Source organism: Clostridioides sp. ES-S-0010-02 (genome assembly GCA_020641055.1).
GTDB lineage: Bacteria > Bacillota > Clostridia > Peptostreptococcales > Peptostreptococcaceae > Clostridioides.
Window position 1 is genome coordinate 1,923,003 of sequence record CP067345.1, and the last position, 26,147, is coordinate 1,949,149.

Consider the following 26,147-nt stretch of genomic DNA (forward strand, 5'->3'; position numbering starts at 1 on the left):
TAAATTGCATTGGTTTTGTATTTTCTAAGTATAATGAGATTATAAAGGCTAGATAAAATAAAATTAGAAGAAAAAAGAATTTGATTAAGAGGTACTATATGAAATATTTTGGAAATGGGTTAAGTGAAGTACACAAAGAATTAAATAAAATCATACGTAAAGAAGAAAAAATAGAACAGGTAAAAACACTATTTTTAGAAATTCATTCAAAATTACATCTCTCAGAAATATCAAATACAGAAAAAAATGAAGTGGACAAACTTATTAATGACTTAAACAGAAATGAATATGCTATTGTGCCAACAAGTAAAGACGAAACTATTGCATGGGTTTTGTGACATATCTCAAGGATTGAAGATTTAACAGTAAATGTACTAGTTGCCCAAAAAGAACAAATTTTTAATGAACAATGGAAAGAGAGATTGAATATTTTTATTACAGATACAGGAAATGCTCTCTTTGATGATGAAATTATGAATTTAAGTAAAAGTATCAATACTAATGAATTGCTTTGCTATCGAAATGAAGTTGCAAATGGAAAGAACATTTTCGTACAAAAAAGAAACTTTACAGAAGTTAGATTATAATAACTTAAGTAAACAACAAATCAACTAAGGTATTATTGATTTTGGTTATACTCTAAGTTATACTATTTTTAAGTGTTTATGACAATAGTCATTTTAAATGTAAATCATAAACATATATTTATAGAAATATTAAAGGGGGAAACATATGGCATACTTTAAATATAATAACAAACAGTGTTACTATAATGAAATTGGAGATGGTACACCATTACTTTTTTTACATGGAAATACAGCCTCATCTAAGATGTTTGATGATATAATCGATTTTTATAAAGATGAATATAAAATAATATTAATTGATTTTGTTGGTCATGGCAAATCTCAAATGGTTGATAAGTTTTCTGTCGATTTATGGTTTGATGAGGCTATGCAAGTTATATGTTTTTTAGAAAAGATGAACTATAAAAAAGTAAATATAATTGGCAGTAGTGGAGGAGCTCTTGTTGCATTAAATGTTGCACTTGAAAGACCCGATTTAGTGAATAAGGTAATTGCAGACAGTTTTGAAGGAGAAGCTCCTCTAGAGTCATTTGTGCAAAATGTGAAATTAGAGCGTGAAGCATCAAAGCAAGATGATGATGCAAAAGCTTTTTATATTTACAATCAAGGCGAAAATTGGGAGCAAGTAGTAGATAATGATACAGAAGCTATTTTTGAACATTATAAAACTATAGGTAAATTTTTTCATAAGCCTCTAGAAACTATGCAACCAGATGTACTTTTAACAGGAAGTAAAGAAGATGAATTTGTATCTTTAGTAGCTCATGATTTCTTTGAAAATACTTTTTCATCACTTCTTGAAAAAATTAAAAATGGAAAAATGCATCTGTTTAATAAAGGTGGACATCCAGCTATTTTATCAAATGGATTAATTTTTTCAAATGTAGCAAAGAAATTTTTAAAAGAATAATTTAATGATATAATTTGAGCATGGAATAGAGTGTGTTATGGAAATAAAGAATACTTTATATTTTATAAAGGAGTTGGAATATATGAGATACGTACATACAAATATAATAGCAAGAGACTGGGAAAAGCTGTCTGAATTTTATAAAGATGTATTTGAATGCAGAAAAGTACCACCACAAAGAAACCTAAAAGGTGAATGGTTGGATAGATTGACAGGGATAAAAGATGCTCATATTGAAGGTGTGCACTTAGCTTTACCTGGATATGATGATTGTTTACCAACATTAGAAATATTTTCATATAATTTATATGGTGAAGTGCTTCAAAAAAATATAAATAATTATGGTTTTTCACACATCGCATTTGAAATTGAAAATGTTGAAGAAACCCTAAATAAAATAAAAAGTGCAGGTGGAGGTCAAGTTGGAGAAATTGTTAAAACAAAATATCCTAATGGACAAGTTGCTACATTTGTATATGCAACAGATATAGAGGGAAATATTATTGAATTACAGAGCTGGGATTAAATAATAACACAAACAAATTTTTATTTATATTACAAAAAATTTAAAAAGGGTGTTATTAAAATATGTAATTAGACATATCTATTATGTATTGATAATACTTTTTTAATAAATTGGTCATCCTGCAATTTTATCAAATGGTCTTGCTTTCTTAAAAATAGCTAAAGGTTTTCTTAAGAAGTAATTTAAAAAGTTTTTGTATATAATAATGAATAACAAACAATGGAAGAGAGACTTATAAAAAATAACAAACATTGTTTAAAAAGGATACTTGAGTATCTCATAGAATTTATCAAGTATCCTTTTAAATGCTAAATTAATTTACATAGTTTTTCTAATGAGGCAGATTTATACTTATTTTTATTTATTACTACAGTAATATCATTAAAAAGTTTAAAATCAGGAATAAATATCTGTATAAGGTTTCCTTTTTCTATTTCTTGCTCAACTAGAATTTTAGGAAGAATTGAAACACCTAAACTATTTTTAGTAGCTTCTATTAGGGATTGTGAATCTACACTTTCCCAGCTTGCATGTACTTTGTAACCTTGCAAGGTTACAGCTGATTCAAAAGTTTCACGTACAGCACTTCCTCTTTCTCGTAATAGTAAATCCATACCCAATAGTTGAGATAAACTTAACTCGGCAGTATTGCAATAGCTTGGTGAAGATACAATGCATAATTCATAAGAAGAAAATTTTCTGATTTCTAATGCGCCTTGTATGATTTTCCCTTCAATAAAAGCTATATCAACCTTTCCTTGTTTCAATAATTTTAATGCTTTTAATGCACTATGAACTTCAACATTAATCTTAGTATTTGGAGATATTTCTTGAAATCTCCTTATTAATTGAGGCAGCCATATTTGAGCAAACGTAATACAAGACGCAATATGTATGGGCGTTTCACACTCTAAGTTTTTAATCCTTGATTCAACATTTTCTAAATTTTCAAGTATTGGCAAAATTTCTTGTAAAAGAAGTTCTCCTGTTTTTGTTAATTTAACACTTTTATGTAATCGCTCAAATAATTTGGTTTCAGCCTCATTCTCAAGCTCTCTTATTGCATGGGAAACTGCTGATTGTGTAATAAATAGATTATTTGCAGCTTTAGTGAAATTTTCTACTCTTGCAACTTCTCTAAAAATAATGCAATGTTTAAAATTCATAATTAGACTCCTTTACTCATGAATTAAATTCATGTCTGCAACAATATTTTATCATTTTACAAATAGCAGTACAACATTTATAATATGTCCATGTGCACATAGAAAGGAATATTATGAGAAAAAATATTAAATTGTATTTATGGCTTTGCTATATAAGTTTATTTATAAGTGCCTTTACTTTTGGTGGTGGATACGTTGTTGTTCCTATGATAAAAAAGTACTATGTTATGGATAAAAAAATATTTAGTGAATCAGAGCTTATGGAAATGGCTACAATTGCTCAATCTTCACCTGGAGCAATTGCAATCAACTTAAGCATTTTAGCAGGTAAAAGAACAGCTGGATTTATAGGAGTAATTATCAGTTGTATTTGTTCAATTATACCTCCTATAGTAATTTTAGGACTTGTTTCAAGGTGGTATGTTGCGTTTTCTTCAAATATTTATATAATTGCAATCTTAAAAGGTATGCAGGCATGCGTTGCTGCATTGATTGTAGATTTGACTATAGATATGTATAAAATGATTCTTAATGAAAAATCAATGTTATTAAATCTATTAGTACCATTTTCATTTATTGCTTGTACTTTCCTTAAAATTAATGTAATACTCGTATTACTTTTAAGTTGTTTGATTTGTTTATTTGCTATATATATTCAACTTCGAAAAAAGGGGGAGAGTATATGATTATAAATTTATTCTTTACGTTTTTGAAAATAGGAATGTTTAGTATAGGTGGTGGTTATGCTATTATTCCAATTATACAGGAACAGGTAGTTTTTAAGCAAGGATGGATAACACAAAAGGTTTTTACTGATATTATTACAATTTCTCAAATGACTCCAGGTCCATTAGCTGTTAATACTTCTACTTTTGTTGGTATGCAAGTGGCAGGAATTGAGGGTGCTATATCAGCAACAGTTGGTTGTATAATATCAGGAATAATTATTTCTATGTTTTTATATGGATTTTTTAAAAAATATAAGAGTTCGAAATTTGTTTTTGAAATTTTAAATGGACTGAAAGCATCCTCTTTAGGATTAATCATCTCAGCAGGATTTACAATTATATTGTTGACATTTTTTGGTTCTTCAAATTATTATACTACCAATATTTTCAAAAATATAGATATTATAGCTGTTATTTTATTTTGTTGTTCATTGTATTGTTTACGAAAATATAAGATTGGACCTATACTTATGATGGTGTTATCTGGATTGTTTGGATTAATTGTATATTTATAAAGAAGGTTAATATATAAGCAAAGAAAGATTTACATATAATTTGCAAAGCTTAAGATATTATGGAGTCTCCTATATTTTAGGAAACTCCTGTTTATCAATTACAAATAACATAGTAGTATTTTATTTTTACTTACTATATATCTTACCTTCAATTAAACAAGTCCATTATCTCACTATCAGATAAACTTCTTAATACACCTTCGTTAGAAAGCTCTCCATTTATAAATTGATTTATAAGCTCTTTTTTATTTTCTTGTAATTTTATTATCTTTTCTTCTATAGTGCCTTTAGCAATTAACTTTATAACTTGTACTACATTTTTTTGACCGAATCTATGAGCTCTGTCACTAGCTTGATTTTCTACTGATGGATTCCACCATGGGTCAAAGTGAATTACAATATCAGCAGTTGTAAGATTTAATCCTGTACCACCTGCCTTTAAAGATATTAAAAAAACTTTTTTGTCAGTACTATTATTAAATTTATCTACAAGTTCAAGCCTTTCTTTAGCATTAGTTTTACCATCTATATAGTGATATGCAATTTTACACTTATCAAGTTCCTTGCCTATATTTTTAAGGACAGATGTAAATTGTGAAAATAATAATATCTTGTGATTTTCATTTATACTATCTCTAAGTATTTCTAGACATGTTTCTATTTTTGAACTTTTTTTATTATAATCTTTTACCACTATACTTGGGTCTAAACAAAGCTGTCTTAGTTTAGTTAAATAAGAGAAAATAACTATTTTATCTTTCTTAAGATTTTTATCTTTCATTTTATCTTGTATATCTTTTGCATACACACTATATATTTTTTTCTGTTCCTTATTTAATTCAACAAAAAAGTTTTTCTCAATCTTGTCTGGGAGTTCTTTCATTACTTCTTTTTTACTTCTTCTAAGAATAAAAGGCTTTATAAGTCTTTTTAAATTTTCAACATTATCTTCTTTATTTATAAATAACTCTTGAAATTTTCCTCTACTATATAAATATCCAGGCATTATAAAATCAAATATAGACCATAACTCTACTAAATTGTTTTCCATAGGTGTACCAGTAAGTGCAAATTTATTTTTTGCATTTATATTTTTTACAGCTTCTGTTACTAAAGCCACTGGATTTTTAATGTTTTGAGCCTCATCTATTACACAATAATCAAAAATTATTTCATTATATTTTTCTAAGTCATTTCTAAGAGTACCATATGTTGTAAGGACTACATTAAAATCGTTTATTTCTCTAAAGCACTTTTCTCTATCTTTTTTATTTCCATGTATCAATAGAACTTTTATATCTGGAGCAAATTTTTCAAATTCATTTTTCCAATTATAAATAAGTGATGTTGGCGTAACAATAATACTTTTTTTATTGAATACAGATAGTAAAAATGTAATAGTTTGTATTGTTTTTCCAAGACCCATTTCATCAGCTAATATACCACCAAATTTATAAAAATCTAAAACTTTAAACCAATTAAAACCATTTATTTGGTAGTCACGTAGATTTGCTTTTAAATTACTTGGAATTTCTGAATTTATAACATTAAAATTTCTAAATTTAGCACATGTATTTTCTAATTCATTTTTACCAGTTATAAATTTTAAATCTTTACCTTTTATCATTTCATTTATATATAGAGCTTTATTATTATGAATTTTATTATCTTTTGATTTATCAATTACATCCAAATTTTCAACCAGTTCAAAAAAATCTTTAGTTTCTTTTTCTGATAAGTCTATAAAACTTCCATCTTTTAGCTTATAAAAAGTACGTTTTTCTTGGAGAGCTTTTAGAATATCTTTGTACTCTTTTGGATTTATATCAGATATATTAAAATTAAATTCTAGATAATTTTGATTAGTTTGATTAATTGAAGCTTGAATTGATGAAGAATTATATATTTTCTTCAATTTAAACTTTTCAGAATAATAGATATCTCCAAATTCCTTTAAAGATTCTAACTGTGAATCTAAAAATGTAAATAGGTCATAGTCAGTTCCTTTAAATGTATATCTGTTATTTTCTTTTACAAATTGTGAAGAAAGCATTTTATTTTCAATTTTAGCCTCCTTTTGTATATTGGGAAGTATAAATTTTTTACCACTTTCATCATCATAGATATACTTTATGTCGCAACATACATTGCCACCAATTATATCAAAGTAAAACTCTGTTTCAAAATTATTTGCTATATTATTTTTTATGTTTTCATCCAAATAAACTTCTTTGGATATTGACTTTAATTTAGGCACTAATAGCCCTAAAACATCTTTAGAGTCTTCTTTATCAAATTTTAATTCCTTAGATTTTGATAATACTTGATAGATTTTTGAATAATCTCGAGCCTTTTTATGAGACAATAAGTAGATATTATTCTCATATAAAAGTACATCACCTTTTCTACTAAGTGGAACAGGTAGTAAGTCTTTGGAGGATAAGACAATTTTATCTTCTATATTTTTAAAATTAAATTTTATTGGTAAAATATCACTTGATACTTTTGGATGATATTCTTTCTTAGAAAAAATTAGAGTAAAATCCTTGTCCTTAAGAGCATTCAAAAATTGTTTCAGAGAACTCATATTTATTTCCATGAACTTTTTTGAGTATGACGAAGAAAAATTATATGAAAGATTTGTTCCATATTCTTCTATCATATCTATTAACTTCTCATCTTCATCAGCAAAATAATGGATGTTAGGATTATAAATAAATTTTTTTCCAAACTCCAATTCATATCCATTAAGTTTTGAATATGCAAATTCAGTGATATTTTTTAAAACATACATTTTATCGATTCCAATTTTAAACTCAGCAATTGCTTTGTTTGAATCAATGTTTAATAATACATCTAAATTGACTCTTTCTTTTTTAGTATCATTTAAAAAAGAAAGTAGTTGTTTACTTAAGTCCAAGCCGACTTTAGAATCAGTCTTAGAAAGTTTATCTTTATCATCATCTAATATATCTATTAGAACAGGAGGAATGTCATTTTTACTTTTTATTTGCTTTAGGCTTTTTATCACAATAGCAACTAGATGTTTACATATAAAGATGCCTCGATTTGTAATATTTGATTGACAATCAACACAACTACAGTCACTTTCAATTATTTTAAAGTGTTTTATATCTATTGTTATTGAATTAAAATAAAAGCTATAATTATCCTCAGAATTGACTCCACCACGAAATGTTAGCAAGTTATTTTGTAAGTCATCAATATCAATGTCTATATAATCAACTAATTGATTACTATAGTATTTTATACCTCTTGACCATCTTGATGGTTCTGTATTTCTTTTGATTAATTTATATATCATATCTATTTTCATTTTATTCACCTTACCTCACTGTATATATTATAATCTAAATCTATTCAATTTACACTCTAAATACAGTGTTTAAATTAAAGCATATATAAATAGCTTTTATCTATTGCAAAATATATATAAATAACAATTTGCTATTAGATTTTTATTGTAATCTCCTGTAAACTAGGAGTGAAAAATAATGATTTAAGTAGTTTATAAATGTATATAAAATTTAATTATTAAAAACATATTTTAAGTTTATGATATTTAAATTAAAAGAATGTATAATAATTATAGTGTTTTATATTTATCATTGGGAAAGGAAGATATTGATATGGATAGTTATAAATTGATTAAGGCTAAGATACCATGTAAGGAAACAGGAATAGAAATAAAGAAGACTTTATGTGATATTTGTTCTCCAGGAATTCATTGTGGAATTGATGCATATGTCAAAGATGGCAAAGTAATAAAAATAGAAGGAACAAAAGAGCATCCAATGAACAGAGGGTTGTTGTGTACAAAGGGGCTTTGTAATAGAGAATATATGTATCGAGAAGATAGAATAAAAACACCACTGAAGAGGATTGGAAAAAGAGGTGAAGGAAAGTTTAAGCCAATATCATGGGAAGAAGCTTATAGTGAAATAGGGGGAAAATTAAATAAAATAAAAGACGAATATGGAGCAAAACATGTAGCATTTTTTACAGGGTATGGAAAGTGGTATAGACCGTTTTTACAAAGGTTTGCATCTTCATTTGGTTCTCCTAATTATGGTACAGAATCAAGCTCCTGTTCAACATCAGCACAGATGGCTGGAAATGTTGCAACTGGGAGAAATTTTACAATGCAGGATATGGAAAATGCAAATACTTATTTAGGTTGGGGGTTTAATCCATACTACTCTAAATTTTTAAATAGTGTAAATTTAAGTAAACTAAAGGAAAAAGGTTTAAAATTTATAATTGTAGACCCTAGGATAACACCAACAACTCAAAAAATATCAGATTTGCACTTGAGAGTTAAGCCTGGTACTGATGGAGCTTTAGCTCTAGGAATGGCTAATTTATTTATAGAAAAAGATTTGATAGATAAAGAATACATAGAAAAACATGTACATGGGTTTGATGAATACAAGGAATATGTAAAATTATTTGATTTAGATACTGTCAACAAAATTACAGGGGTTTCTAAAGATGATATAGTAAAAGCTGTAGAGATGTTATCGAAAGGTCCATTTTGTATAAATGAAAGTGCTGCTCCAGTAGTTCATCACCAAAATGGATTTCAAAATTATAGGGCAATGATGTCTCTATCTGCTATAACAGGTAATTATGATAAAATTGGAGGTAACATACCAAAACAAGATTATTTTGCTGGTAAGGTAGGAGGATTTCAAACATTAGAAAAAGAGTTTGTAAAAGAAGTGCTACCTAAAAATATAAATGAAAGAATTGGTGGGGAAAGATTTCCTCTTTGGAATGAAATGGTAAATCAATTTCAAGCTATGGATTTAACTCGACAAATAGAAGAAAAGACACCTTATGAAATAAAAGCATTGTTTTGTCATGGTATAAATGCTAGAATGTTTCCTAATTCAGGTAGGCTTTTTAACGCTCTAAACACTGTAGATTTCTTTGTCAATATAGATTTATTTATGACAGATGCATCAAAATATGCAGATATACTTTTACCTGCATGCACATCTTTTGAAAGAGAAGAATGTAAGAGTTATCCAGGTGGATATATTACATATACGAAAAAAGTAATTGATACATTATATGATTCAAAATCAGATGTAGAAATACTTTCTGACTTAGCAAATGTTATGGACATAGATGATGATTTCTTAAAAGCAGGTTATGAAGCAAGTATAAGACATATGTTTAAAGGAACTTGTGTAGATGTAGATGAACTTAAAGAAAGTGATTCACCATTGAAATGTAAAGATTTTAAATCATATGAGGTAGGTTCGTATACAATGGAAGGTTATGATACTAGTACATCTAAGTTTGAATTAAAATCTACAATTATTGAAAAATATAAAGATTTTGGATTAGATACATTACCAACATACAAAGAATTTAATGATGATATAGATGAGTATAATTACCTATTAACATCAGGTGCAAGAATTCCAAATGCATTACACTCAAGACTTCATGATGTTAAGCTTTCGAGAATATTAAAAAATGAGGCTAGTTGTGACATTTCTAGTTTAGATGCAAAAGACTTAGGTATTAATAATGGAGATTATATAAAAATAACTACTAAAATAGGAAGTTTGAATGTCAAGGTCAATGTTACTGATAGAGTTTTATATAAAAACATACATATGTATCATGGATATAGAGAAGCTGATGTAAATAGTATCATCTGTGATAATTTTGACCCTTATAGTGGATTCCCTGCATATAGAAGTTGTAAGTGTAAGATTGAAAAAGTGAATAAATAATTGGGGGGATATAATGAAAAGTTTATTTGAATTCAATAAAGAGTTATGTACAGCATGTGGGGCTTGTTTGCTTGCTTGTATAGACCAAAATGATAATGACATAGATAAGGGTGAATTTTTTAGACATGTATTTACAGTGGAAGAAAAAGAAAAGGTAGAATATTTTTCATTATCATGTGTTCATTGTGATGAAGCAAAATGTGTAGATGTATGTCCTAAAGATTGTTTTAAAAAAGAAAATAAATTTGTCATATTAGATAATCAAGATTGTATAGGATGTAAACTTTGTGAAAAAACTTGTGAATATGGAGCTTTGATTTATGGAAATGATGGTAAAGCAAACAAGTGTAATGGTTGTGTTGAACGAAATGAGTGGGGTATGGATGCACCTTGTGTAATGGTATGTCCTACAGGAGCATTAAAGTTTAATATGGAAGTAGATTAATTATAAATTATAATTTATACTAAGATGTAAAATGAACTTTGTAAAAGACTACATTAAATTTGTATTATAACTAATTTAATATAGTCTTTTTATGTATATACTTATAAAATAAAAAATTGAGATAGTTAGAAGTTTAAATTTTTATTTTAAAAAGTTTGTCTTATGGATTACTAATCAATTAACATGTTTAAGAATTTTTCTTTATGATTTAAAAAATCTTGAGTAAGTTGATAATTTTCACTATCTTCGCATTTAACTTTATTAATGCCATTCTCATTTATTTCATAGATGATTGAATTAGGATAACAAATTAATATGGGTGAGTGTGTTGCTATGATGAATTGGCAATTTTGGGTTACTAATTCGTGTAATCTTGTTATAAAAGCCATCTGTCTAGCAGGTGAAAGTGCTGCCTCTGGTTCATCTAATATATATATTCCTTCTTTAGAAAATTTATGAATAAATAATGAGAAGAATGATTCACCATGAGATTGTTCATGCAATGATACTCCTCCATAATAGTTTATAGTTTTTACTCCTGACGAAAACCTAGAAGCTTTATCTATTGCAGTAGCTACATTATAAAAAGATTCAGCTCTCAAGAAAAAATTTTGCTTAGGTTTTTTAGGTCCTTTTGTGATTGTTATATATTTATGAAGTTCAGAGTGGCTATTATAAGTACTAAAGCCAAAGTTTTTTGTACCACCTTCAGGGTTGAATCCATATTCAATAGCTATTGCTTCTAATAATGTTGATTTTCCACTTCCATTTTCACCAATTATAAAAGTTACGTTTTTATGAAACTCAAGTTGATATAAGTTTTTTACTATTGGTAGATTAAATGGATATTCATTTATACTATGTATACCTTTTCTGTTTAGTTTAACTGACCTAATATATTGATTTATTTTTTCAGCATTCAAATTTAAAACTCCCTTTTATTGATTTTAATATACTTATTATAACTTAAAATTAGTGACTATATTTAGGTTTTTATCTAATAAATTTTAATATAGATATTAATAATTTTTAAATTGGAATCTAGATATAGATATTCATAGTGTTAATTATCAGAAACCTTACACTAACAACAGATAATTTTAATTACTCTTAAAATATTTACTTAGGAAATTAAAATATTTTATATTTTTAACAATAAAAATATATCTTTTATTATAAAAAAATTATTGAAAAACGATATTGTATGATGTAGTATATAATATATAAAATATTTTAAAGGAGTTGATATAGTGTCTGATAAATTTATAAAAAATCTATTAAATGGTATATTACAAATTTTATTTTTTCTTTTAGCATTAGTACTTTCTGTAGGAGGAATTAAAGGCTTTAGTTATATTTGTTTTAGTGGTGAAGCAACTATACAAAGTTTTATATCTGGTATGTTAAGGTTTTCTTTGGTTGTATCATATTTTATTATAGTAAAGTCATTGTTAGAAATATTAAATAGTTCTGAATATAGCTTATTCATAAATGAAAATGCAAAAAGATTTAGACTTATTGGCTATCTTTTACTTTTAAATTCTGTTATAGAATTTAGTTCAACTTTCGGTACTACTGGAACAGGAATGAGGTTCCTAGATTTAGGATTCGGATTTTACTTCACAGTCCCAACTCTTGTATATTTTGTGGTTGCTCTTATGAGTTTTGTGATTTCAGACGGATTTAAGAAGGCAATAAAGATAAAAGAAGATAATGATTTAATTATTTAGGAGGCACACTATGTCAATTATAGTAAATTTAGACATGATGTTTCGATAACTCTATATTTATGTTTAGTATATGGTAATAAAATATTTAATATATACTCAGTCTTTATTTTAATATATCCAGTATTCGTTCCATCACTACATCCATAATAATTCTTCTGAAGTAAATGATACACGAGATATATTTAATTCTTTACTAAATTTTTTCGTATCTAATTTTTTATTGATTAATATACAGTCTTCCACGGAGGTTGATTTGCAATAGCAGTAATGATATGTAAATATCTATATTACAACTTTTTCATATGTTTTAATTTTATAAAAACGAGTTAGACAGCCCAATTATATTAAATAAATTTGATATTAAAAAGGGCTATATAAGTGGGTAAGGAAATAGTTTTTTTCTATTGGAAAAATAAATAAAATTCTATTATAATTTAATATGTGACAAAAGTTTGCAAAAAACAACATTAAGTGAGGGGGACTTATTTTATGATTTTTAACATGAAATATTTTTTGGAATTATTTCAAATAATAATGAAATCATTCAATGTAACTGTGATTTTAGCAATAAGCTCACTGATATTTTCATTAATTATAGGAACGATAGTAGCGTTATTATCTTAGAAGAAAAAGTGCTTTAAAAATACTTGGAGATGAAAATATTGAAATGATTGATTTTTCAGCAATGACAGGTGAAGATTTTGCTATTTATATGAAGGAAAGACCTAGTTTATTTATGTATATAGGGGTAGGAAATAAAGAAAAAAATATAAATTACAGACTTCATAATAACAAGTTTAATATAGATGAAAAATGTTTAAGCACAGCATCTTCATTATTTGCACAACTTGCAGTAGATTATCTTTGTCAATGTTAGATTATAATTATAAGAATATATTCTATTTAAAAATAAAATGACTAAGTTATTTTTAGATTTCAAATTAACATATTAATTTTAGTATCAAATATATGATTAGTCTATTATATTTATTAAAAAAGGTGGATACTGATGATAAAAGTAGAGAATTTACATAAAAGTTTTAAAGGTACAGAAGTTCTTAAAGGTATAAATTTAGAAATAAATCAAAGTGAAGTAGTAGCTATACTTGGTCCATCTGGAACAGGTAAATCTACGTTACTTAGATGTTTAAATTATTTAGTTGAGCCTACAAAAGGAAAAATAATGATTGGAGATGTAAAAGTAGATGTAGAAAAAGCAACAAAAAAGGATATAGCAAATTTAAGAAAACATACATCTATGGTATTCCAAAATTATAACCTATTTAAAAATAAAACAGCATTAGAAAATGTAATGGAAGCATTGATAGCGGTACATAAAAAGAGTAAACAAGAAGCTAGAGAAATTTCGATAAAATTAATAGAAAAAGTTGGGATGTTAGATAGAAAAGATTTTTATCCATCAAAGTTATCTGGAGGTCAGCAACAAAGAATAGGTATAGCTAGAGCGATGGCAGTAAATCCAAATGTAATATTATTTGATGAACCAACATCTGCACTTGACCCAGAACTTGTTGGAGAAGTTTTAAGTGTTATAAAATCGCTTGCAAAAGATGGAATAACAATGCTTATTGTGACTCACGAAATAAATTTTGCAAAAGAAGTTGCTGATAAAATTATATTTATGGATAATGGTGTGATAGCTGAAGAAGGAACTCCTGATGAAATATTTAATAATCCAAAAAATGAAAGAACGGCAAAATTTTTAAATATTATTAGGAAAGAAGAAGTATTTAATTAAAAACATATAATTGAAGTATGTCTTAAGACATATGAGATACTTTCATAAAAGTAAGCTAATTAACATACAAAATTAATAGATATCTTAATTTATATAATTAAGATATCTATTAACTTTTTGAGTAAAAATATAAATTCTAGATTTAGACGTAATGCCTATAATTTGAATTAATTAAAATTATGTGTATTGAATCATATAAGTTTAAATATCAAACTTATTTTGGAAACAAAAGATTTCAAACTTATTTTTGTTAAAAGATAATAGACCTTCATCTCTCATTTTTCCAAGTTCTCTTGACATAGAACTTCTATCAACACATAAAAAGTCAGCCATTTCATTTCTTGAAAAAGGGATTGTAAACTTATAGTTACCTGTTCTCTCTATTTGATTTGAAAAGTACATGAGCAATTTTTCACGAGTTGTTTTACAAGAAAGCAACTCTATTTTGTTATGAAGTAAAATATTTTTTTCAGCTATTAATTGTAACATATTTTCAACAAGTCTATTGTGAAATTCACATGTAGACGAGCAAATACCAGTCACACTTTTAAACTTTATAAATAGAACTTCACATGAAGATGTTGTCACTACTGTTACAGTACTTTTATGTAGTCTAGTGCAAGCAAACACCTCTCCAAATAAATCACCAGGTAAAAGTTCAGCCACAATATTTCTATTACCTTCAATATCTTCTTTTATTATGTGTGCACTTCCCTTAAGCATAATTCCAATAGAAGTCACTTCATTTCCTACAGAAAATATTATGTCATCTTTTGGATAAGTCTTATCAGTAACACCCAAACATTCTAACATTGCTTCAAGTTCATCATCTTTAATCCCTTCAAACAGAGAAATCCTTCTTAATAGATTTATATGTTTTTCTAAAAATTTTTTCAAATAATCACTTCCTTGTTGCATATGCAACCGATAATTTCTTTTCATTGTACTATACTAAATTTATAAAAGCAAGGAGATATAAAAATCCTGATACAAAAATCTAAAATAAAAAAGACCTATGTCTTAAAAATAAATATCTAGTAAAGTAGTATTTTAAACAAAAAAATTTTATGAGGTGATATAAATGATTAGAAAAATAATTAAAATTAATGAAGAAAAATGTAATGGTTGTGGATTATGTGTTGAAGCTTGTCATGAAGAAGCTATAGGTATGGTAAATGGAAAAGCAAAACTTTTAAGAGACGATTATTGCGATGGTTTAGGAGATTGTTTACCAACTTGTCCAACGAATGCAATTTCATTTGAAAATAGAGAGGCTGCAGAATATGATGAAGAAGCAGTAAAAGCAAATATGGAAGCAAAGAGAGCACAAAAAGAAAATTTAGCATGTGGATGTCCAGGTTCTCAGTCTAAGTCTATAAAAAGACAAGATTTAGATACTATATCTACAAATAACAATATAGTAATGGAGGCACAAGAGTCTCAGCTTAATCAGTGGCCAGTGCAAATAAAACTAGTACCTGCTAATGCATCATATTTAAAGAATGCAAGTCTTTTAATAGCAGCAGACTGTACAGCATATGCATATGGAAATTTCCATAATAAATTTATGAAAAATAAGGTTACATTAATTGGTTGCCCTAAACTTGATGAAGTTGATTATGCTGAAAAACTTACAGAAATTTTAAGATTAAATGATATTAAAAATATAGTGGTAACACGTATGGAGGTACCTTGTTGTGGTGGTATCGTAAATGCAGTTAAAACAGCCCTACAAAATAGTGGAAAGATGATACCATGGCAAGTAATTACTATATCTGTAGATGGGAAAATAGTAGATGGAGAAATCTAATTAAGTAAATCGTAAACAATTTAATAAATTTTAATAAATAAAATTAAATGGGAGGAATAAAAGATGGAGAATATGTTTTGTTTTCAATGTGAACAGACAGTTGGTGGTAAAGGATGTACTATAAATGGAGCTTGTGGTAAAAAAGGGGGAACAGCTAATTTACAAGATGAACTTACAGGAGTATTAATTGGACTTTCAAGAGCAACTGTTGGAAATAAAAATAGACCAACAAGAGAAACAGATAAAGTTATGATAGAAGGATTGTTTACTACTGTAACAAATGTAAGTTTTGATGATGAAGCTATAAAAAGACAAATTGAAAAAACTGAACTAGCAAAAAGTGAACTTGTACCTAGATGTTCAGATTGCTCAACAACTTGTAGTAGAAATGATAACTATGATATGAAGAATTTATGGAATGATAATGAAGATATACGTTCATTAAAATCATTAATTTTATTTGGATTAAGAGGGATGGCTGCTTATGCTTATCATGCAATGGTACTTGGATATACAGATAAAGAAGTGAATGACTTTTTCTACGAAGGGTTAATAGCAGTTGGAGAAGACTTATCTAGTGATGAACTTTTAGGATTTGTAATGAAAACTGGGGAAATAAACTTAAAATGTATGGAATTACTTGATAGAGCAAATACCGAAACTTATGGAACACCAGAGCCAACTCAAGTACCTATGAAAATTGAAAAAGGTCCATTTATTGTAGTTACAGGGCATGACCTTTATGATTTACACAAATTGCTAGAGCAAACAAAAGATAAGGGAATAAACATATACACTCATGGAGAATTATTACCAGCACATGCATATCCAAAATTAAAAGAATATAAGCACTTAAAAGGAAATTTTGGTACAGCATGGCAAAATCAACAAAAAGAATTTGACAATATACCTGCTCCAATACTATTTACGACAAACTGTTTAATGCCTGTTAAGGATAGTTATAGAGATAGAGTATTTACTACAGAAGTGGTTGCTTATCCTGGTATGGTTCATATTGGAGAAGATAAAGATTTTTCTAGTGTAATAGAAAAAGCACTTGAACTTGGAGGATATAAAGAAGATATGCATATGACTGGAATAAATGGAGGTGATATGCTAACTACTGGTTTTGCAAGAGGAACAGTTTCATCTGTACAAGATACAGTAGTAGAAGCTGTAAAAAATGGTGCCATAAGACACTTTTTATTAGTTGGTGGTTGTGATGGTGCAAAACCTGGAAGAAATTATTATACTGAATTTGTAAAACAAGCTCCTGAAGACACTGTTATATTGACTCTTGCATGTGGAAAATATAGATTTAATGATTTAAATCTTGGAGAAATAGGTGGTTTACCACGTTTAATGGATATGGGACAATGTAATGATACTTACAGTGCAATTCAAGTGGCTATTTCATTGGCAAATGCTTTTGAATGTGATGTAAATGAATTACCTCTTAGCATAGTTCTATCATGGTATGAACAAAAAGCTGTTTGTGTACTTCTTACATTGCTTTACTTAGGTATAAAAAATATCTATATAGGACCTTCTTTACCAGCGTTCTTGTCTGAAAATGTATTGAATATATTGGTTGAGAAATTTGCTTTAACTCCTATATCTACTCCAGAAGAAGATATGAAAAAAATATTAGGATAAAGAAAATACGCTTAGCTGATAAGGTATAAATTTTATAATCAAAGTATTATTAAGATTAATTATAATTAACATAAATAAGGGGTGGCTTTGTATAAGGTCAACCCTTATTTATATTTTTATGGTCTATTACTAAAGTATATATTATTTTAATCAATTATTTATAATAAATCATACTTTTAAACTTATAATACTTAAAATATGTGTATAGTACAAACAAATAAAAAGTATAGTTTTAATAGTGCAGGATACTGAATTTAATTATAGAAAGAGGAACTTTGTAATATAGAATTTGCATAATATATATATATTATAGTGTAATTATTTTAACTAAAATTTAAAATATATAAGGCATTTTATATGGGGGTATGTATATATGAAAAATTCGAATTTTAATATATTAACATTCGATGGTGGTGGATTAAAGGGAGCATTAAGTATATCCATACTTGAGAGAATAGTAGAGGAGTATCCAAGTTTGTTAAATAACATAAATATGTTTGGAGGAACATCTACAGGAAGTTTGATTGCATTAGGGCTTGCATATGGTGTAAGCCCAAAAGAGATAAAGACTCTCTATTCAATTGAAAATTCAAAGTATATTTTCAACAAAAGTTATGCAGAAATGCTCAGACCAAAGTATGAAAATAAAAATTTAAAGGAAATTTTACTAAGTATATTTCCAGAAGACTTAGAATTGAAAGATTTAAGTAAATTAGTCATGGTACCAAGCTTTTATATAGGTAATGAAGAACATTCATGGAGGCCTGTATTTTATAATAATATGCCAAATTCTCTTAATAAAACTAGTAAAGTTGTGGATGTAGCAATGGCAAGTAGTGCTGCACCAGTATTCTTTCCAACCTATAATTGTCATGTTGATGGTGGTATAATAGCAACTGACCCAAGTTTAGCATGTATAGTTTATTCAATTGACAGTGGACTTAAGCTAAATTATAAAAATACAAGACTTTTTTCTATAGGGACTGGATATGTATATAATAGTATAAAGACAGATACAACTGAATGGGGAGCTATTGACTGGATAATCAATAAGGAGCCAGACTTACCAATTATATCTGTTACACTAGAAGGGAACTCTCAAATGAGTCAACTATTTTCTCAAAAACTTCTTGGAGATAATTACTATAGGTTAAATCCTAAAATGGAGAGAGATGTAGCTATGGATGATTGTGATTCACTAGAATATTTAATATCTCTAGGTGAAAACTGTGATATAAAAGATGCATTTGAATGGATAAATAAAAAAGGTTTTTATAAAAATTAGGTATAGTTTTTCATTATATTTATAAGTAGAAAATTTTTATAGTTTATAATTTTGATAAAAGATTTTGCAATTTTAAATACTTTAATATCATATAGTATTTTCTAAATAAAGTAAAAAATAATAAAATACAAGATTATTAAGTTACTTCTTAGGGAATAAATAAAATATAATTTTTTTAAGGAGTGATGAAAATGATAAAACTTGCTACTTTTGCAGGTGGGTGTTTTTGGTGTATGGTAAAACCTTTTGATAAATATGATGGAGTTATAAAAGTAGTTTCTGGATATACATCTGGTCATGTTGAAAATCCTACATATCAAGAAGTATGTTCAGGAACAACTGGCCATGTTGAAGCTATTCAAATAACTTATGATGATAATATAATAAGTTATGATGAACTTTTAAATATATTTTGGAAACAAATTAATCCTACGGATGATGGTGGACAATTTGGTGATAGAGGAACTCAATATAAAACTGCTATATTTTATCATGATGAAGAGCAAAAAAATACAGCTTTGAAGTCAAAAGAAAGCTTAGAAAATAGTAAAATATTTGATAGTAAAATAGTTACTGAAATAATTCCAGCAACTAAATTTTACGAAGCAGAAGAAAATCATCAAGATTATTATAAAAAAAGACCATTAAATTATAATATGTATTATAAAGGTTCAGGAAGATATAATTTTGTAAAAAGTTATTGGGATGGAAATAATGTAGATAGGGAAGCGTTAAAAAAGACTTTAACTCCTATTCAATTTGAAGTTACTCAAAATGACATGACAGAAGTACCTTTTGAAAATGAATATTATGATAATAATGAAGAAGGTATCTATGTGGATATAGTAAGTGGAGAGGTTTTATTTTCTTCAAAGGATAAATTTGATGCAGGATGTGGATGGCCTAGCTTTGCAAAGCCAGTTATAGATAAGTCTATAATTGAAAGAAGTGATTTTTCACAAGGCATGTATAGGGTTGAAGTAAGAAGTGCTAAAGGAAATTCTCATCTAGGTCATGTTTTTGATGATGGGCCAAAGGAACTTGGAGGTTTAAGGTATTGTATAAATTCTGCTTCTCTTAAGTTTATACCTAAAAAAGACATGGAAGAATTAGGATATGGAGAATATTTAGAGCTTTTTAAATAATTAAAACTAGTTATATCATATATTCAGATTAGAGATGGAAATATAAATTTATGTTTTCATCTTTTGTTTTTTTGCCAATAATATGATAAATTATTAATTGTAATGTTATAATTTATATTTGTATGACTAAAGAATTTAATTTTTGAAAGAGAGAAAACAAATGAATTTAAAAGACTTTAATGGAAAAAGATTAAAATCAGCTAGAGTTTTTAGAGCTAAAACTCTAGAGCAGTTATCTAAAGAAACTAAAATAAATAAAAAAGATTTACAAGCTTTTGAAGAAAATAAGTATGTTCCAAATATTGAAAATGCATTAAAATTATCAAATATATTAAACTTCCCAAAAGAGTATTTTTATAAAAACGAAAGTATAAATGTTATTGTGGAAGATAGTCATTTTAATCCTCAATCTAAACTTCCTAGAGTGGAGGAAATTTCTTATAGAGAAAAAATAATAATCATTCATAAAATATACTCGTTTATGGAAAGTTATATAAAATTTCCAAAAGAAAACTTACCAAATAGAAAACTAATTAAGGATGTTAATATAAATGATATAGAAAGTCTTGCTAATAAGACTAGAGAACTTTGGAATTTAAACAACAATCCAATAGTAAATATGGTAAGTTTATTAGAGGCTAATGGGATTATAATATCAGGAATGAATGTAGATAGAAAAGGAGCAACCGTATTTACTCAAAAACAGAGAATAGGTAAAGAAACTAAATATCTAATATCTCTTGGGAATGATAAAAAATCAGCATCAATTAGAAACTATGATTTAGCCTATGAGCTTGGATATATAATATCAAGTCAATTGGGAATACCAAATAAGCAATTCTTAGCAGATGAATATGCCTGTGCATTTTTGCTTCCAAGAGAGACTTTTTTAGAAGACTTGGTTTATCCAGAAGACCTAGATTATTATGTAGAACTAAAGCAAAAATGGATTGTACCTATATCTGTTATGATTTTTAGAGCATACAATTTAGGTGAGATAAGCTATAAAAAGTATAATTATCTTATGAGCGAAATGGATAAACGAGGATGGTTAATAGAAGAACCATTAGATAAAATGAAGGGTGTAAGTCCAGTATATTTAAAAAAAGCAGTCGAATTACTGATAGAAAACAAAATAATGAACACAGACAATATAGTATCAAATTTAGGAGATATAGGAATAAGTCTTTATCCAGAAGACCTAGAATTATTGATGGGATTGAAAAATGGACTCCTATCTCAAAATACAAAGAAAAAAAGTAAAGTTATAAAATTTGATGGGAAAAGATAAATTAATATTTTAATATTGAAAGATAAAAGCAGGTATTTATGATTTAAATTTAAGGTTTATTAAGATAATTTTTTATCATAAGAAATTTACCTGCTTTCAATATTAAATTTGAGATACACTTAAAATATGCTATTAACTTAAATATGTATTCTAATATGGTATTAATCTAAATATCCTTAGCAATTTTAATGTATTCTTTTAAAATAGTACATGATTTATTGAATTTTTTTTGTTCATCATCAGTTAAATTAATTTCTACTATAGACTCAACTCCATTTATGCCAATTATGGCAGGAACACCAGCAAACACATCTTTTTGCCCATACTGACCATCTAATAAAGTAGAAACAGGAAGGATTTTTCTTTCATTATGAAAAATTGTCTTTACTATTTCTGTTAAAGCAGTACCAATACCAAATTCAGTAGAACCTTTGCCATAAAGTACATCCCAACCAGCTCTAGCTGTTTTTTCAGTTAATTCATCTAAGTTTAATTTTCCATAAGTGTTAGGATTTTCTTTCATAATATCAAATAATGGTTTACCACCAATTGAAACATGAGACCAAGGAACCATCTGAGAATCTCCATGTTCACCCATAGAATAAGCTTGTATTGATTGTTGAGGAAGATTTGTTTCCTCAGATAAAAGCCTTCTAAGTCTCGAAGAATCGAGTGCAGTGCCTGTACCCAAAACTTTATTTTTAGAAAATCCAGAAACTTTCCAAATATAATCAGAAATTATATCAACTGGATTTGAAATTACAATAAATATACCATCAAATCCAGAATCAACAATAGGTTTTACAATTGTTTTTACAATGTTGACTGTAGACTCAAGAGTATCCAATCTAGTCTGATTTTTTTCAGGTAATGGACCTGCACTTATTACTACAATATCAGAATCTTTACAATCATCAAGTGTTCCACTTTTTATTTTTGTAGCATGTTTAAGATAAGAAACTGCATCTGATAAATCTAAAGCTTGAGCCTTTGCTTTATTTTCATCTATATCAATCATCAGTAGTTCATCACAAACACCTTGAGTTATTAAACTAAATCCACAATGTGAACCGACATGACCAGTTCCTATTATTGATACTTTTCTTGGTTTTATTGACAAATTTAACATCTCCTTACAATTTGTTTTATGTATACATATGAGAATACTCTATAATAATTATAGAGTATCTAAATAAGTTAATTAAAGAATAAATCGTATAGATTTAAAACTAAATAGTCTTTGAAAGTGCAATATGGTCTCTTAAAACAGAACAAGATTTACTAAATCCTTCTTGCTCATCATTAGTTAAATTGATTTCAACAATTCCCTCAATCCCACTTTTTCCTATAATACAAGGAACACCTGCAAATACATTTTCTTCATTGTATTGACCTTCTAATAATGTAGAGACTGGTAAAATCTTTTTCTCATTATGTAGTATAGCCTTTACAATTTCTACTAAAGCAGTTCCTATTCCAAACTCTGTGCAATCTTTGCCATTTATTATGCCTATACCTGTTTTCTTGTTTTTTTCAACTATTGATGGTAAGTCTAATTTGCCATAAGTATCTGGATTATCCTTCATCATATCTAAAATTGGTTTGCCACCAATTGAAACATGAGACCAAGGAACTATTTGAGAATCTCCATGTTCACCCATTGAGTAAGCCTGTATTGATTGTTGAGCGATTCCAGTTTCTTCAGATAAGAGTCTTCTAAGTCTTGTTGAGTCTAAAGCTGTTCCAGTTCCAATAACTCTGTTTTTAGGGAAACCAGACTTTTCCCAGATATAATTTGTAACTACATCAACTGGATTAGAAATAACGATAAATATACCATCAAATCCAGAATCAATTATAGGTTTTACTATAGATTTTATCATCCCAATAGTTGGTTTTAGTAAGTCTAACCTAGTTGTGTTTTGTCTGCGTAAAGGACCTTCTGAAGAATCTGCAACACTTATCACTACAATATCAGAATCCTTACAATCATTAAAAGTTCCTTTTTCTATATGTACTTTATGTGGAAGATAGGAAACCGCATCAGCTAAATCTAAAGCTTGAGCCTTTGCTTTAGCTTCATCAATATCAATCATAAAGAGTTCATCACAAACTCCTTGAGTTATCAAACTAAATCCACAGTGTGAACCAACATGACCTGAACCTACAATAGATATTTTTCTTGGTTTTATTGGCATTTTAAATCACTCCCCCTACAAAATAAAACGATATATTTATAATACAATGCTATATGTTATTAAATATGTTTTTTATAGATTGCAATATTCTATCATTTCAGAAAATTTATTTAATATGATTTTATACTAAAGTTTTTAAAAAAGCAATGTTAATATACTTTATATTATTGAATATTTAAAATAATATATAATTATAAATTTGTTAACATTAATATCTATATGTTAAAATATAGTAGAAGATTACTATTAAAAAATAGGTTAAGCTCTATCTGGTGTAATTACTTTAAACTTAACCTAAAATATGTGTATATTTAAACAATAAGGCAGTTTAGAATAAAGGAAATGGAGATAAAATCATAATGGAAAAGTTATACTATACAAATCAGTATATAAGAGATTTTACAGCAGAAATAATTGAGATAAGAGAAATAGAAAATAAGTTTCATGTTTTGTTGGATAAAACAGCGTTTTTCCCTGGTGGAGGAGGACAATTTGGAGATTTAGGAAAAATAGATAATTATGAAGTAATAAGTGTATATGAAGAAGATAAAAAAGTATATCATATATTAGATAAAAAACCAATAAAGATACATAAGGTAAAGTGTAGTATTGATTGGGATAGAAGAGAAGATGGTATGCATCAACATTTTGGACAACATGTACTCTCAGGATGTTTTTTTAAGACTTTTAATGCAAATACAACGGGTTTTCATTTAGGTAATGAGTACAGCACAGTGGATATAGAGGGTAATTTAGATGAAGAAAAAATTAGAGAGATAGAGTTGCTTGCCAATGAAATTATTCATCAGAATATACAAGTAGAAACATTACTTCCAACTAAAAGAGAATTAAAAAAAATTTGGTTAAGACGTGCTTTACCAAACACAAATGAAGAAATAAGGGTAGTAAAAATAGGTGACTTAGATACAAATGCGTGTTGTGGAGTACATCCAACATCAACAAGTGAGCTTAGAATGATAAAAATAAAGAAATGGGAGAAGCATAAGTCTAGTACAAGAATAGAGTTTTTGGCTGGTAAAAGAGCTGTAGATGAAGTATTAAAAAGGGATATATATTTAACTAAAATCTGTAGATATTTAAGTTGTAGTGAAGAAGATGCTATAAATGGAATTGTAAATTTAAATGAGAAAGTGGAAGATTCTCTAAGTAAAAAAAGAAAACTTGAAGAAATAGTAGCTAAGTATCAAGTTAAAGAAATGGTTGAAAATGCAAATAAGATTGGAAATATTTCAGTTGTTAAAAAAATTTATGATGAAGAAGATTTAAAATATGTAAATAAAATTGCAAATAAAATTACAGAAGATGAAAATAAAATTGCATTATTAGCTGTTAGATTTGAAGAAAAAATAAACTTGATTTTTGCATGTTCTAAAAATTTGAAGGCTGTTAATATGGGAAGTTTATTGAAGGATGCAATAAGTCTTATAGATGGTAAAGGTGGAGGAAGTCAGGTTTTAGCTCAAGGTGGGGGAAAAAATAATGGTAACTTAGAATCTACCTTCGATTATGCATTTATGAAACTAGAAAAATTTTTATAATGTATTATTACAAAGAGATTAATGTAATACGTAAAATAGATATGGGGGAATAAGTATGGAACAAAAGGACTATATAGAATTATATGAAAATGAAGAACTGATAGAGATAAGAGAAGCCCGTTTAGATGATTTGGATATAATAGCGAGATTTAATTATAATTTAGCTAAAGAAACAGAAGGAAAAGAACTTGACATGGATGTTTTAACTAAAGGTGTAAGGGCGCTGTTATTAGATGAAAGAAAAGGAAAATACTATGTATATACAGTATTTGATAAGGTTGTTGCACAGATTATGTATACATATGAGTGGAGTGATTGGAGAAATGGAAACTTTCTTTGGATTCAGAGTGTATATGTAGAGAAAGAGTATAGAAGAAAGAACATCTTTAATTATTTATTTAATCATATAAAAAATATGTGTGATAGAGATGAAAATATTGTTGGCATGAGATTATATGTAGAAAAAGAAAACATAAATGCAAAAGCAACATATGAGTCTTTAAATATGTATGAATGTGATTATAATATGTATGAATATGAAGTAATAAACCAGTAATGTAAATATAAGATGTAATAAACCAATAATATAAACTTATACTATTATTATATTAAGATTATAAGTTTATATTGGGTATATTGAGAATTGTATGAAATAAAGCAGATATTATAATTAAATTTTTTAGGGGGTATAAGTATGGGCGTTTTAAAAGTCATGTTTTATGTATTTTTGTTTTTAGATTTAGTATCAATATTCTGTTTCTTTTTTAATAAAGGCAAGATAGCATCTAACACAATTGTATTTAATGCAATAGGTGTATATACATTTGTACTTTGTTTCATGTATTTTAGTTCTTATCCAAGTAATAATATTCTTGGTAAATTTATTGCATCTCTCTTTTTTATACTTGGAGTTGCAGGAGTTATGCTTAAAGAAAAAAATTTTTTATATGCTAGATTACTTTTAACTTTGGTTATTGTTTGTTCTACACTTAAATTGTTTGTCATTTAATAAAATGTATCTATAATGAAATTTATGAAGGTCTATATTTTAAAGTATAGACCTTTT

25 protein-coding genes and 1 pseudogene are annotated in these 26,147 nt (G+C 27.1%); 20 read left to right on the forward strand and 6 right to left on the reverse strand.

Features of this window, described 5'->3' with window-relative positions; all coding sequences use genetic code 11:
• Window positions 1-98 precede the first annotated feature (98 nt).
• The 4 genes from JJC01_08740 to JJC01_08755 all read left to right on the forward strand — a co-directional run bounded on the left by JJC01_08740 (window position 99) and on the right by JJC01_08755 (window position 2,023).
• Window positions 99-338: a hypothetical protein gene (locus JJC01_08740; GenBank protein ID UDN59931.1), complete on the forward strand. Its 240-nt coding sequence runs from the start codon at window positions 99-101 to the stop codon at window positions 336-338.
• Window positions 339-422: 84 nt separating this feature from the next.
• Entirely contained in the window at window positions 423-587 is a 165-nt protein-coding gene (locus JJC01_08745) for a hypothetical protein (protein UDN59932.1), read from the forward strand.
• 145 nt (window positions 588-732) lie between these two features.
• On the forward strand, window positions 733-1,497 hold the full coding sequence (locus JJC01_08750) for an alpha/beta hydrolase (protein ID UDN59933.1): 765 nt from the start codon (window positions 733-735) through the stop codon (window positions 1,495-1,497).
• A gap of 82 nt (window positions 1,498-1,579) precedes the next feature.
• Complete coding sequence (locus JJC01_08755) at window positions 1,580-2,023, forward strand: VOC family protein (GenBank protein ID UDN59934.1); 444 nt, start codon at window positions 1,580-1,582, stop codon at window positions 2,021-2,023.
• A gap of 308 nt (window positions 2,024-2,331) precedes the next feature.
• Here JJC01_08755 and JJC01_08760 read toward each other — a convergent pair whose 3' ends face one another.
• Window positions 2,332-3,189, reverse strand: coding sequence for a LysR family transcriptional regulator (locus tag JJC01_08760; GenBank protein UDN59935.1), 858 nt, complete (start codon window positions 3,187-3,189; stop codon window positions 2,332-2,334).
• Window positions 3,190-3,302: 113 nt separating this feature from the next.
• Between JJC01_08760 and JJC01_08765 the strand changes: the two genes are divergently transcribed.
• Entirely contained in the window at window positions 3,303-3,875 is a 573-nt protein-coding gene (locus tag JJC01_08765) for a chromate transporter (GenBank protein ID UDN59936.1), read from the forward strand.
• Complete coding sequence (locus JJC01_08770) at window positions 3,872-4,432, forward strand: chromate transporter (GenBank protein ID UDN59937.1); 561 nt, start codon at window positions 3,872-3,874, stop codon at window positions 4,430-4,432. Before JJC01_08765 ends, JJC01_08770 begins: the two co-directional genes overlap by 4 nt.
• Window positions 4,433-4,580: 148 nt before the next feature.
• Here JJC01_08770 and JJC01_08775 read toward each other — a convergent pair whose 3' ends face one another.
• Window positions 4,581-7,769, reverse strand: coding sequence for a DEAD/DEAH box helicase (locus JJC01_08775; GenBank protein UDN59938.1), 3,189 nt, complete (start codon window positions 7,767-7,769; stop codon window positions 4,581-4,583).
• A gap of 259 nt (window positions 7,770-8,028) precedes the next feature.
• Here JJC01_08775 and JJC01_08780 point away from each other — a divergent pair, with 259 nt between their 5' ends.
• Together JJC01_08780 and JJC01_08785 are read left to right on the forward strand one after the other, a co-directional pair.
• The gene (locus tag JJC01_08780) at window positions 8,029-10,203 is read left to right on the forward strand and encodes a molybdopterin-dependent oxidoreductase (GenBank protein ID UDN59939.1); all 2,175 of its coding nucleotides are present in this window, start codon (window positions 8,029-8,031) and stop codon (window positions 10,201-10,203) included.
• Between the two features lie 13 nt (window positions 10,204-10,216).
• A complete protein-coding gene (locus tag JJC01_08785) occupies window positions 10,217-10,648 on the forward strand; it encodes a 4Fe-4S binding protein (GenBank protein UDN59940.1) in 432 nt (143 codons plus the stop codon).
• Window positions 10,649-10,818: 170 nt separating this feature from the next.
• Here the strand turns inward: JJC01_08785 and JJC01_08790 are convergent, their stop codons facing one another.
• Window positions 10,819-11,571: an AAA family ATPase gene (locus tag JJC01_08790; GenBank protein ID UDN59941.1), complete on the reverse strand. Its 753-nt coding sequence runs from the start codon at window positions 11,569-11,571 to the stop codon at window positions 10,819-10,821.
• A gap of 327 nt (window positions 11,572-11,898) precedes the next feature.
• On the opposite strand from JJC01_08790, the gene JJC01_08795 reads away from it, so the two are divergent.
• The 4 genes and pseudogenes from JJC01_08795 (at window position 11,899) to JJC01_08810 (ending at window position 14,137) form a co-directional block, all read left to right on the forward strand.
• Window positions 11,899-12,378, forward strand: coding sequence for a DUF2975 domain-containing protein (locus tag JJC01_08795; GenBank protein ID UDN59942.1), 480 nt, complete (start codon window positions 11,899-11,901; stop codon window positions 12,376-12,378).
• Between the two features lie 489 nt (window positions 12,379-12,867).
• Window positions 12,868-12,999, forward strand: a pseudogene (locus JJC01_08800) (amino acid ABC transporter permease).
• 46 nt (window positions 13,000-13,045) lie between these two features.
• On the forward strand, window positions 13,046-13,255 hold the full coding sequence (locus JJC01_08805; GenBank protein UDN59943.1) for a hypothetical protein: 210 nt from the start codon (window positions 13,046-13,048) through the stop codon (window positions 13,253-13,255).
• Between the two features lie 132 nt (window positions 13,256-13,387).
• On the forward strand, window positions 13,388-14,137 hold the full coding sequence (locus tag JJC01_08810; GenBank protein UDN59944.1) for an amino acid ABC transporter ATP-binding protein: 750 nt from the start codon (window positions 13,388-13,390) through the stop codon (window positions 14,135-14,137).
• 201 nt (window positions 14,138-14,338) lie between these two features.
• Here JJC01_08810 and JJC01_08815 read toward each other — a convergent pair whose 3' ends face one another.
• The gene (locus JJC01_08815) at window positions 14,339-15,055 is read right to left on the reverse strand and encodes a Crp/Fnr family transcriptional regulator (GenBank protein UDN60149.1); all 717 of its coding nucleotides are present in this window, start codon (window positions 15,053-15,055) and stop codon (window positions 14,339-14,341) included.
• 163 nt (window positions 15,056-15,218) lie between these two features.
• On the opposite strand from JJC01_08815, the gene JJC01_08820 reads away from it, so the two are divergent.
• From JJC01_08820 to JJC01_08840, 5 genes are all read left to right on the forward strand, one after another.
• Window positions 15,219-15,947 carry a 4Fe-4S binding protein gene (locus JJC01_08820; protein UDN59945.1) on the forward strand — a complete coding sequence of 243 codons (729 nt, stop codon included), beginning with the start codon at window positions 15,219-15,221 and terminating at the stop codon, window positions 15,945-15,947.
• 63 nt (window positions 15,948-16,010) lie between these two features.
• Entirely contained in the window at window positions 16,011-17,603 is a 1,593-nt protein-coding gene (gene hcp, locus JJC01_08825) for a hydroxylamine reductase (GenBank protein ID UDN59946.1), read from the forward strand.
• Between the two features lie 373 nt (window positions 17,604-17,976).
• Entirely contained in the window at window positions 17,977-18,888 is a 912-nt protein-coding gene (locus tag JJC01_08830; protein UDN59947.1) for a patatin-like phospholipase family protein, read from the forward strand.
• A gap of 191 nt (window positions 18,889-19,079) precedes the next feature.
• Window positions 19,080-20,033, forward strand: a complete 954-nt coding sequence (gene msrA / locus JJC01_08835; GenBank protein ID UDN59948.1) for a peptide-methionine (S)-S-oxide reductase MsrA — start codon at window positions 19,080-19,082, stop codon at window positions 20,031-20,033.
• Window positions 20,034-20,193: 160 nt separating this feature from the next.
• The gene (locus JJC01_08840; protein ID UDN59949.1) at window positions 20,194-21,324 is read left to right on the forward strand and encodes a helix-turn-helix domain-containing protein; all 1,131 of its coding nucleotides are present in this window, start codon (window positions 20,194-20,196) and stop codon (window positions 21,322-21,324) included.
• 166 nt (window positions 21,325-21,490) lie between these two features.
• Here the strand turns inward: JJC01_08840 and JJC01_08845 are convergent, their stop codons facing one another.
• A complete protein-coding gene (locus JJC01_08845) occupies window positions 21,491-22,444 on the reverse strand; it encodes an L-lactate dehydrogenase (protein ID UDN59950.1) in 954 nt (317 codons plus the stop codon).
• A 109-nt stretch (window positions 22,445-22,553) separates the two neighbouring features.
• A complete protein-coding gene (locus JJC01_08850; GenBank protein ID UDN59951.1) occupies window positions 22,554-23,522 on the reverse strand; it encodes an L-lactate dehydrogenase in 969 nt (322 codons plus the stop codon).
• 359 nt (window positions 23,523-23,881) lie between these two features.
• Between JJC01_08850 and JJC01_08855 the strand changes: the two genes are divergently transcribed.
• From JJC01_08855 to JJC01_08865, 3 genes are all read left to right on the forward strand, one after another.
• Window positions 23,882-25,081, forward strand: a complete 1,200-nt coding sequence (locus tag JJC01_08855) for an alanyl-tRNA editing protein AlaX-L (GenBank protein UDN59952.1) — start codon at window positions 23,882-23,884, stop codon at window positions 25,079-25,081.
• A gap of 55 nt (window positions 25,082-25,136) precedes the next feature.
• Window positions 25,137-25,637, forward strand: a complete 501-nt coding sequence (locus JJC01_08860) for a GNAT family N-acetyltransferase (GenBank protein ID UDN59953.1) — start codon at window positions 25,137-25,139, stop codon at window positions 25,635-25,637.
• Window positions 25,638-25,775: 138 nt separating this feature from the next.
• Window positions 25,776-26,090, forward strand: a complete 315-nt coding sequence (locus JJC01_08865) for a hypothetical protein (GenBank protein ID UDN59954.1) — start codon at window positions 25,776-25,778, stop codon at window positions 26,088-26,090.
• Window positions 26,091-26,147: the final 57 nt, after the last annotated feature.